The following is an 8,999-nucleotide window of genomic DNA, read 5'->3' as shown; positions in this document are numbered from 1 at the left end:
TTCATCTGGGAAGTACTACGACCGCATTACTCATATTCAAGTTTTTAAATTCAAGGGCCAGTTTATCAGTCAATTCTTGTGAACTATCTTCAAATGATCCTGGTTGCTTTTCAAAATGCCAAATGCCTAAATTGACTAAGCTATTTTCTGGTACTGTGAAAATATAATAAGGGCCATTGCTTTTTACGATAGGTTCATGAAAATCCTTGGAGCCATACCAGGTGCTTTGCAAATACTGATATTTTAGTATCGCATATGTGCCGGGTTTGATGTGATATGCGAAAAGATTATCCTTCTCTGATTTGAAAATTGGCTTGACGCGGAATGCATAAATCTGCTTTGTCGCTGTGTCTGCAATGTATATTTCCTGTGCGAAGCCGCCACTTTTAAAACCCAGTCGCTGTATAAAACTCCCGCATATAATGGCTCGGCCGGGCGCAATGGTGTCATTTGAGGAAACCTTGTCCAGTCGGGAGATTTTCTGTGCCTTAATGCTGAAGGCCATGAGCAGTAATAATAAAAGTAATTTGTATTTCATGTTAGCAAATTGTCTTCTGGCAGCAGTTTTAAGATTAAGAATAAATATCCAGGCAAAGCGTTAAATGCACTACATCGAATTTACATATAATTTTTCGAATTGACTTTTCTAGTCCTCCGTTCTTCAATGGGGCAGGGCGAAGTGAGTTTTTATAAGTATTATTGAGCGTATGGCTTAGTTCATTTTAATGATTAGCTTATAAGAAGCTGAAGAAAAGAAAATTGGTGGCGCTAACCAGAAAGATAGGCTGAAACGATTCATACTATTTATCACAGGCATTGCAGACAAATCCGTATCTTGTTAAAAAATGCTTTTTATGAAATACGCTCTGCTCACATTGCTCATCGGTTGTTTTTGTTCGTCAATGGCACAAACCGTTACGCTTCAGGGAAATCTTACTGACATGAAGGAGACACAGCTTATCTTTGCTTACTCGCGTTCAGGAACGTTCGAAGTCGATACCCTCAACGTATTGGACGGTAAATTCAATTGGTCAAAAACCGGCCTTGCTCCTGGCAAAGCCATGTTGTTCCTCCCAGGAAATTCATTTCCTTTCTATATCGAACCCGGAAACATCAGCATTTCCGGGCGGATCGACAGCATTACCGTGAACGGGTCCAAAACCGACGCCGAATCGCGGGCTCTTGATAAATCCTTTGACGATCTCAGGGCACAAAAGCGCGATCTTAACGAAAGACTGAAAGGCGCTAAAGGGGTGCAGGAAATGACCCTTTTAAAAGCCCTTAGCCAGGTCAGTATAATCTGGGCAGAACGCGAAAACGCATTCATAAAGGCTAACCCCGACCATGTGATCAGTACATCGATGGCACTTCAGAAAGCTGCAGCAGGTGACTATGATGATGCCGTCATCGCCTTTAACCTGCTGAGCAAGAAAGTAAAGACAAGTGACCAGGGAAAGGCCATCACCGAACGGCTGGCAATCAGCGAGAGGAGCAGAATTGGGGCTAAACTACCTGATTTTATACAAAATGATCCTGACGGTAAGCCTGTTAAATTCTCAGAGTTCAGGGGCAGATACGTTTTTCTCGACTTCTGGGCAAGCTGGTGCGCCCCATGCCGCGCTGAAAATTCCAATGTCCTGAAAGCATACAATACCTTTAAAGATAAAAATTTCAGCATCATCGGCATTTCCCTTGACCACGAACCTGAACAGTGGAAAAAAGCCATTAAAGATGATCACATGCCATGGACCATGGTGTCTGACCTTCAAGGAATGAAAAACCAAATCGCTTCATACTTTCACTTATCTGGAGTACCCTTTACCCTGCTCATCGATCCACAGGGCAAGGTGATCTCGAAAGACCTATATGGGATAAGGCTTCATCAGAAACTTCGTGAAGTATTCGGAAACGAACAGAACGGCACAGGTCGATAGCGTGCTTCAGCCCGTAATCCCAGCTGAGCGGAAGCTACTGGGATTTATATGCAGATTACGTTTAAAAAAATGGCTGAATTGCTCTGAACTGGCAAAATTAAGCTGATAGGCAATTTCTTTTACGCTGGCGTTGCTAAATTGAAGGAATCGTTTTGCTTCGTCCAGCAGATGATCGTTAATGATTTCTTTAGCAGACCGGCCAGAAGACCGTTTGCAAATTTCTGTTAATCTTCTCGGCCTGATGTTCAGTTTATTTGCATATACACCAACATCATGTCCGGGATCATTGCCGGCGACTAAGGCTAGAAATCTTCGATAGATTTGCTTTTCAGTATTCTCATATCCTGGTTGAAACGAAGCCGCTATGTTGGCGATTTTGATCATGATCACTTTCAAATACGCAGCCAGTGCATCCAGCTGATTGATGTAGCCGGGTTGACGGAATTCTCCTTCTAATAAATAGAAGATAGCCAGCAAGCTGTCAGTTGTGGCCTGATCCAATTCAAGGCAATGATTGTCTGACTGACTATCAAAGAGAACGGCCTTACAATTGTTTGTGCTTGCGGGTGCTCTCTCCCAAAAGCAATCACCAAAAGAAATCTGCAGGCCCTTGATCATCCCGGCAGGATTTAGATCCAAAATCTGTCCTTTTGAGATTAAAAAGAGTTGCCTGTCCGCGAGCGGATAGTATTTGTCGTCGATGTGCATCAATCCTTGACCTTCTTCCACCAGAATAATCCGATGATAGCTCAACCGGCAGCTGGACGTTTCCATATTATGGTCTATCGCACGAATGGCAAAAGAGTTTTCGAGATCGGCTTCCAGGGGAATATGCATCTTTATAGATCTTGGTTGATAAAGTTAAGTATTTGCAATCGAATAATTATTCTGACCAGGGGGAATGAAGGATACAATCGCAAAAATTTTTACGCTGGAAATTCGGTATCATGAACGCGCAAACATCAGACTTGATATTTCCAAAGGTGGTTTCAGTTTTATGTTCAAATCCGCCAAAGAATGTCGGGATGATTTTATTCTTAAAATCATTACGTGGAAAGGCGGAGACGATTTCTTCACGGTGATGATCGCTCAGGTATTCATAGCCTTCTCCCATCACGTCTAAACCGACTCCGCTATACATTAGCGCCACCTCATTTTCTTTATGTTCAGCGATGCCGATGGTCGTATGTAAGGCAATAGTGTCCCATACCAGCTGTAATTTTTCGGCTGAAATCCCATGCCCCTTCAAAAATTCTAGTGCAGCATTGGCACCGTCGACTTCGAACCTCAAATCTGCACTGCTGTAATGAGGAACCAACCCGAGATCATGAAATACCGAAGCCACATACAGTAATTCAGGGTCATGTACGAGGTTTCGTCGCTGCGCATTTAGCGATGAAAATAAAAATACCCTAAGGGAGTGATTGTAAATAAACTCAGTGCCATGCTCCAGCAAAAGCTCCGTGGCCTGAGATGCAATGGTGCTGTCCGGGATTACTATCCCCGCTACTTTTTTATGTTGTTGATTTGCCATAATGATGAGGTTTTATGACACAAATTTACCGGTTGACTGAAGGAAAGGGAATATCAATAAGTTCGTAATGAATGTCAAAAAATACCTAGTTAGCTATCCATCGATATGTACCTTATAATCCAGCTGACCTGGATGAAAACGAGCCTGAGGGTGATTTGCTGGATGATGAGTAATGAGGAGATAGCAGAATATGTAACCAGATGTTTTTTGTAAGCAAAATTGTTTACATTTGTATATGACAAAGGAGTTCGAAAGATTTAAGGGTATTCATCCGGGAGCGGTATTTGAACGTGAGCTGAATAAAAGAAAGCTGAGTCAAAGGCCTTTTGCGCTTTCTATTGGCGAGCACCCACAGTCACTCAATGCCATTATCAAGCGTAAACGAGGAATGAGTACTCCATTGGCCCTTAAGATTGAAAAGGCACTGGATATCGAAGAAGGGACTTTTATGATATTGCAAGTTTATCATGATATCCGGAAAGAAAAGCAAAAGCAAAATGCTTTGGTACACCCTGATTTTTCAATTATCAATAAGGTGCTCTTTTGGGATACTGATATTAACAAGATTGACTGGGAACAACATTATAAATATGTTATTAAAAGAGTTTTTCAGCGAGGGGACGACGAGGAAAAAAGGGAAATCTTCCGGTTTTATGGCAAAGAGCGAATAAAAGAAGTTACAGGGCGTTCTACTATATCCGGAAATAGTCTCCCTATCATGCCACATTTAGAAATGAGATAATGTTATACTGGAATACCGTAAGTGATCTCCTAAAAGAAAGCCTGTTAACGTTAATGCAAGCTAAAGAGTTGAGTGAATTTCGTCTGGTAGGTGGCACAGCTTTGAGCTTACATTTGGGACACAGAATGTCAGTTGGTATTGATCTTTTTACTGACGCACCTTATCGTAGTGTCGATTTTGATGCCATAGAAGAGTTTCTTAAAAGTACTTTTGGATTTGTAAAAGGAACTTTTGGAGGGATTGCGGGAATGGGTAAATCCTACATGATAGGTACTGACGTTAATAATGCAGTCAAGATTGACATATATTATTCTATGGATCCTTTCTTCCAGGATCTAATTGAAAAAGATGGCGTAAGGATGGCTACGGTCGAGGAGATTGTAGCGATGAAGCTGGATATTGTACAAAGAGGCGGAAGAAAAAAAGATTTTTGGGACTTGCATGAACTCCTTGGTGCTTGTAGTATTGATGACATGATATTATTCCACCGTCAACGTTTTGAATGGACACATGATGATGGGGCAATACTTAAAAACTTTGCAGATTTTACTGAAGCAGATATCGAACCTGATCCGATCTGTCTTCTGGATAAGCACTGGGAATTTATTAAAGCCGATATTGAAGCAGCGGTGGCTGATAGATAAGCTATTTTTCTTGTGATTAACGTTGGTAGTAACCGGGTGATATTTGAACTGCGCAGAATTGCAGGGCTTTCTTATAAGCAGATTGCGATACAACTTGGAATTAGTGATGAAACTGTAAAAACTCAGGTATCGCTGGCGCTGAAGGTTTTGCGGACCAAATTTGGCGCTTTATTTACGCTCCCGTTTTTATAAGCTGCTGATGGCTTTAGATCAAGCGGAGCAAGCATCACCCAGCACCCGGCCCGTAGTAAAGCATTACAGCACCACCACTAAAGGTCTTAGTATTTATGAGTTTAAGAAGGGTCCTGTCTTTTATGTTTTCAAATAATGGCAAACCTGTTCCCGATATAACAGGGTAAATGCAAAGCTGCAATTCATCAAGCAAATTAAGTTTCATTAGCTGTATAATTAAACTCCGGCTGCCAACTAAAATGTCTTTACCCGGTTGTTGTTTGAGTTCCAGAACTTCTTCTTCAATAGCTTGATCTGACAATCTTGCGCTGTCCCAGTCTACATCTTTGAGCGCATGCGAAAAGACAATTTTTGGAATTTTGTCTATGGCAACAGCAAAATCATTCATTGATTTTTTATCGGAAGGATTTTCTAAAATCGTTCGCCAAAATTCCATCAGTTGATAGGTTATCCTTCCATATAGAATGGTGTCTCCACTATTTAACAGATCTGTGTAATGTTGATGTATTTCTTCATCCGGAATGCCTGCTGTATGGTCGCAAGATCCGTCGAGGGTCATATTGATTGCTGCTATTACTTTTCTCATTGTACGCTTACTTTAATTGTCATCCAAATTTAAAGAAGGCGAGGTACAAAAGTGAGGTGCAATCGCGACAATATGCAGGTGTTTTTTAACCCGCCATCAAAAGATTAAATCACATGAGTTGTCATTTACAACCTTAGATGGCGGATTTATTCGTGTTTTCTATTTATTTCTGGTTCTCATGAGGGCTACGCCGTTTTACATGTACTAATGAATCAGGAGACAGGGTAAGTACGAGTCAGTATGCTGTTGCCAGATGGGAAGTTAATATCGCTAGATTAGCAATCTTCTATTGTAGTACCGATGCATCGGCTTCCAATAGCATCGGGTATACCTCTGCGCTGTCATAGATATATAGTTTATTGTTGTCTCCAAAGAGTATAAAGCTATTTTGTGGTGCAAAGTAATTGTCTGTTTGAGCCGCCATCGGCTTCCACTCGTCATTAGCCGGGGAATATTGGTAAAGATTTCCAGTATAACTATTTGGTAAGGCGATATAACCGTATCCATTTACAGAAAATCCAATGGTCGAGGCGTGATTCAACAAAAGTGCGCGGAGCGTAACACAGTTTACGTTGTTCATTTACGTTAATTTATACGGCTTGGTGTTGTCATTAAATGCTTCCGCACCACCTCCTCTCAGATGGAAAGATCCACTGGAGCCATCTTTCAGACATATTTTCAAATACAGCGGGACTCAGATTGTCGAGGTTCTGGTAGAAAGATTAGGTCCTGGATCAGGGACAGACAACTCAGTGCACACGTTTAGCTATGATAGCAGAGGTTTCATTAAAACAAAGAAAATGGAATATCTGCGCAGCGGGGGCATTAAAGAATTGTTTACAATTGACAGGTTGATCACGGACGATGGGGGGAATGTAACAAAAATTGAAAAGGACTATTATTATAACGGTACACTTGCCAGTACGGCGGTTGAGCTCAGGGAATACGACAATAAAACCAACCCATTTTATAAGCTGATTTCTCCGACTAATATTGATGAATACTTTAATCCGAATAACAGGACAAAAAATACTGTCATCGATCGTTACGGAATTTTGTACCCAAGTTTTTACGAGTATGAGTACAACGCTGACGGGTGGCCGGTTAAATTAACTTCAACGTTGGAGACAGGGACTTTTGTTGCGTTATGGGACTATTACAAGTAGGCAGAATCTCTATTTGTGACAGATATTTATTGGACTTATAATCCTGAAAATCAGAGATTGTCTACTCAGGATCATCGGTACTTTCTATTTATATGAGATCGTGCCGGGGAACTCTGAAGCTGAGTGCAGGAATCAATGTGCTTCCAGTAAAAACCCCGCGGCATGCCAGATTTTCTGCGATTGCATTTATAAAGATGGTCAACCGCTGGATAGTTGTCTGGCTACTTTTGATAAGGCGAAAGATATTCGCAGGCCTGATGCGAAATGACAAAAAGGCAAAAACTGCTGAAATAAAATATCTGTTTATAACTGAGCACGACGAAAATATTTTTGAATCATTAGAAATTTGTGTAATATTGCAGCATGAAAATAACAACAATACAAAGCTTTATACCGCAACCGATTTGTCGGAGAGGATAGCTATGTATTGAATAAAAATATTTGAAACAGGAATCCTCTTAGAAAATCTAAGGGGATTTTTTGTTTTAGCAGCAATTTTTAGAGTAATATATCAATTGGTTAGATTACCTGCTTTGGGAGCAGGAGGTTCCCGGTTCGAGTCCGGGTTACTCTACTATATATTTTCCTGTGGTGCAATGGTAGCACGTCCGATTTTGGTTTGGGAGATTGTGGTTCGAGTCCATACCGGAAAACATAAATGACAATTTAAATATCAATGCAATATGAAAACAACATTAATACAAAGCTCTATATCACTATCGATTTATCGAAGGGTATAGCTATGTATTGAATAAAATATTTAAAGCAGGGAGTACCTGTCCGTGATATTGCAGTGTGCCCCCTAGATTTGCCCAGTTCCCTGCTATTTAGTTTTCTTAGGCTTTTTAGGTTTCGGATCCGGCAGCTCATTGACAGTGACTTTAACCAGGCTAGAAATCCATGCATGGTCTTCCAATTCGTCCTGAATTAAAAAATACGGCTTCGCTCCGGGAAACGGCGGCGCTAAGTTTGGGTTTACTATAAATGCTTTGCCCGCTTCGGTTGGCTTAATCAATAACTGGTTGTCGCATACTAAAGCAAAAATTCTGGCTCCGGCATATAAACCGTATTCTCCAAACATCTTTTTATAGGTAATTCCTGCAGGATGATGGATCTGGTCGAGGATAAAGTCTATATATTTTTGATCGGTTGCCATTTATTTGGTTATTTTCAGCTATAAATTTATAAAATTTTCCAATGGAACCTATTCCCTCTTTTTTCGATCAGTTTTCAAGTGCTGTAAAGGAAATCATCAGTGCTCAATGCCAGCTTGAAACTTATAAGGAAGGAGAATATCTGCATCCGGCCAACAAAACGCTGAAAAGATTATTTTGGGTGAAAAAAGGTGTGGTGCGCATCGGTTCGATCAATGAAAAAGGTGTTGATCTGACACATTATTTCTATGATGAAGAACACCTGGTAGCTATTGTTCAGAGTTTTGACGAAGAGATTCCTACCGAAGCTTTCATCCAGGCCAGTTGCGATGCTGAGATTTATAGCGTAACCAGGGAGGTCTTACTGGACCTGTACCAGCAGTTTCCTGTCATCCGTCAGGCTATTAATGGGGAGATCAAACGGCACATGATCGAGAAAATTAATGTCCGCAACCAGTATTTGGGGTTAGAGGCAGAGGAGAAATACCGGCATTTTTTAAACAGCCAGCCTGGCATTGCTAAAAGAGTACCGCTCAGGCACATTGCAGAGTATCTGGGCATCACCCCACAGTCACTAAGCCGTATCCGTCGTCAGATTCGCTAGGCAGGTATTGCTTTTTACCAAATGGTAAGTACGTATTGAACCAGTAGGCAGACCTTTGTCTTTATAAAAAATAAGACAATGGAAACAACTTTTAGTACTGCTCTGAAAAATAGACGGGTAATTGTACTGGGCGGGAGCTCTGGGATAGGACTGGCAACAGCACATGCAGCAGCGGAAGCTGGAGCTGAGGTAGTCATAGCATCCAGCAACGCCATGCGGATCGAACAGGCTTTAAAAACACTGCCTGGCGGATGTAGTGGTGAGGCCGTTAACCTGAATGATGAGACGGCTATTCAGCAATTTTTTGGTCATGCTGGTTCTTTTGACCACCTGGTGTACACGGCAGGGGAGAACCTTACGCTTAATCACCTCTCCGGGACCAACCTGAGCGAAGCGCAGCATTTTTTCAGTATCCGTTATTGGGGCGCATTGGCTGCTGTGAA

General features: G+C 41.4%; 13 protein-coding genes and 1 tRNA gene. 8 read left to right on the top strand and 6 right to left on the bottom strand.

Annotated elements, in window-relative coordinates:
- Position 1: 1 nt before the first annotated feature.
- Positions 2-538, bottom strand: a complete 537-nt coding sequence (locus tag VK541_RS01095; protein ID WP_324366051.1) for a hypothetical protein — start codon at positions 536-538, stop codon at positions 2-4.
- Positions 539-854: 316 nt separating this feature from the next.
- Between VK541_RS01095 and VK541_RS01090 the strand changes: the two genes are divergently transcribed.
- Positions 855-1,934: a TlpA disulfide reductase family protein gene (locus tag VK541_RS01090; protein WP_324366050.1), complete on the top strand. Its 1,080-nt coding sequence runs from the start codon at positions 855-857 to the stop codon at positions 1,932-1,934.
- A gap of 6 nt (positions 1,935-1,940) precedes the next feature.
- Here VK541_RS01090 and VK541_RS01085 read toward each other — a convergent pair whose 3' ends face one another.
- Both VK541_RS01085 and VK541_RS01080 read right to left on the bottom strand, forming a co-directional pair.
- Positions 1,941-2,771 carry a helix-turn-helix domain-containing protein gene (locus VK541_RS01085; protein ID WP_324366047.1) on the bottom strand — a complete coding sequence of 277 codons (831 nt, stop codon included), beginning with the start codon at positions 2,769-2,771 and terminating at the stop codon, positions 1,941-1,943.
- 46 nt (positions 2,772-2,817) lie between these two features.
- Positions 2,818-3,468, bottom strand: coding sequence for an HD domain-containing protein (locus tag VK541_RS01080; RefSeq protein ID WP_324366045.1), 651 nt, complete (start codon positions 3,466-3,468; stop codon positions 2,818-2,820).
- Positions 3,469-3,703: 235 nt separating this feature from the next.
- Here VK541_RS01080 and VK541_RS01075 point away from each other — a divergent pair, with 235 nt between their 5' ends.
- The 3 genes from VK541_RS01075 to VK541_RS01065 are packed head-to-tail and all read left to right on the top strand — an operon-like array spanning position 3,704 to position 5,046.
- Positions 3,704-4,210 (top strand): helix-turn-helix transcriptional regulator, encoded by a 507-nt coding sequence (locus VK541_RS01075; RefSeq protein ID WP_324366053.1) that lies wholly within the window; start codon positions 3,704-3,706, stop codon positions 4,208-4,210.
- Positions 4,211-4,263: 53 nt separating this feature from the next.
- A complete protein-coding gene (locus VK541_RS01070; protein ID WP_324366043.1) occupies positions 4,264-4,854 on the top strand; it encodes a nucleotidyl transferase AbiEii/AbiGii toxin family protein in 591 nt (196 codons plus the stop codon).
- A 12-nt stretch (positions 4,855-4,866) separates the two neighbouring features.
- Complete coding sequence (locus VK541_RS01065) at positions 4,867-5,046, top strand: sigma factor-like helix-turn-helix DNA-binding protein (RefSeq protein WP_324366041.1); 180 nt, start codon at positions 4,867-4,869, stop codon at positions 5,044-5,046.
- 34 nt (positions 5,047-5,080) lie between these two features.
- Here VK541_RS01065 and VK541_RS01060 read toward each other — a convergent pair whose 3' ends face one another.
- Positions 5,081-5,632 (bottom strand): dihydrofolate reductase family protein, encoded by a 552-nt coding sequence (locus VK541_RS01060; protein WP_324366039.1) that lies wholly within the window; start codon positions 5,630-5,632, stop codon positions 5,081-5,083.
- A 286-nt stretch (positions 5,633-5,918) separates the two neighbouring features.
- Complete coding sequence (locus VK541_RS01055) at positions 5,919-6,212, bottom strand: hypothetical protein (protein WP_324366037.1); 294 nt, start codon at positions 6,210-6,212, stop codon at positions 5,919-5,921.
- 220 nt (positions 6,213-6,432) lie between these two features.
- On the opposite strand from VK541_RS01055, the gene VK541_RS01050 reads away from it, so the two are divergent.
- Both VK541_RS01050 and VK541_RS01045 read left to right on the top strand, forming a co-directional pair.
- The gene (locus VK541_RS01050) at positions 6,433-6,798 is read left to right on the top strand and encodes a hypothetical protein (RefSeq protein WP_324366034.1); all 366 of its coding nucleotides are present in this window, start codon (positions 6,433-6,435) and stop codon (positions 6,796-6,798) included.
- A gap of 500 nt (positions 6,799-7,298) precedes the next feature.
- Positions 7,299-7,372 (top strand) — tRNA-Pro (locus VK541_RS01045).
- A 249-nt stretch (positions 7,373-7,621) separates the two neighbouring features.
- Here the strand turns inward: VK541_RS01045 and VK541_RS01040 are convergent.
- Positions 7,622-7,954, bottom strand: a complete 333-nt coding sequence (locus VK541_RS01040) for a TfoX/Sxy family protein (RefSeq protein WP_324366032.1) — start codon at positions 7,952-7,954, stop codon at positions 7,622-7,624.
- A gap of 41 nt (positions 7,955-7,995) precedes the next feature.
- On the opposite strand from VK541_RS01040, the gene VK541_RS01035 reads away from it, so the two are divergent.
- Entirely contained in the window at positions 7,996-8,556 is a 561-nt protein-coding gene (locus VK541_RS01035; protein WP_324366030.1) for a Crp/Fnr family transcriptional regulator, read from the top strand.
- A 78-nt stretch (positions 8,557-8,634) separates the two neighbouring features.
- On the top strand, positions 8,635-8,999 hold a 365-nt coding region (locus tag VK541_RS01030), incomplete at its 3' end, for an SDR family NAD(P)-dependent oxidoreductase (RefSeq protein ID WP_324366028.1).

The sequence above is a fragment of the Pedobacter sp. genome (assembly GCF_035317785.1).
Taxonomy (GTDB): domain Bacteria; phylum Bacteroidota; class Bacteroidia; order Sphingobacteriales; family Sphingobacteriaceae; genus Pedobacter.
Note: the sequence above shows the minus strand (reverse complement) of the source record. Positions and strands in the feature narration are given on the sequence as shown.

What these genes read in the sequence shown, in the direction of transcription:
- VK541_RS01075 (WP_324366053.1), top strand. Translation starts at nt 3,704, where the DNA reads ATGACAAAGGAGTTCGAAAGATTTAAGGGTATTCATCCGGGAGCGGTA.
- VK541_RS01080 (WP_324366045.1), bottom strand. Translation starts at nt 3,468, where the DNA reads ATGGCAAATCAACAACATAAAAAAGTAGCGGGGATAGTAATCCCGGAC.
- VK541_RS01095 (WP_324366051.1), bottom strand. Translation starts at nt 538, where the DNA reads ATGAAATACAAATTACTTTTATTATTACTGCTCATGGCCTTCAGCATT.
- VK541_RS01090 (WP_324366050.1), top strand. Translation starts at nt 855, where the DNA reads ATGAAATACGCTCTGCTCACATTGCTCATCGGTTGTTTTTGTTCGTCA.
- VK541_RS01060 (WP_324366039.1), bottom strand. Translation starts at nt 5,632, where the DNA reads ATGAGAAAAGTAATAGCAGCAATCAATATGACCCTCGACGGATCTTGC.
- VK541_RS01040 (WP_324366032.1), bottom strand. Translation starts at nt 7,954, where the DNA reads ATGGCAACCGATCAAAAATATATAGACTTTATCCTCGACCAGATCCAT.
- VK541_RS01035 (WP_324366030.1), top strand. Translation starts at nt 7,996, where the DNA reads ATGGAACCTATTCCCTCTTTTTTCGATCAGTTTTCAAGTGCTGTAAAG.
- VK541_RS01055 (WP_324366037.1), bottom strand. Translation starts at nt 6,212, where the DNA reads ATGAACAACGTAAACTGTGTTACGCTCCGCGCACTTTTGTTGAATCAC.
- VK541_RS01050 (WP_324366034.1), top strand. Translation starts at nt 6,433, where the DNA reads ATGGAATATCTGCGCAGCGGGGGCATTAAAGAATTGTTTACAATTGAC.
- VK541_RS01085 (WP_324366047.1), bottom strand. Translation starts at nt 2,771, where the DNA reads ATGCATATTCCCCTGGAAGCCGATCTCGAAAACTCTTTTGCCATTCGT.
- VK541_RS01070 (WP_324366043.1), top strand. Translation starts at nt 4,264, where the DNA reads ATGCAAGCTAAAGAGTTGAGTGAATTTCGTCTGGTAGGTGGCACAGCT.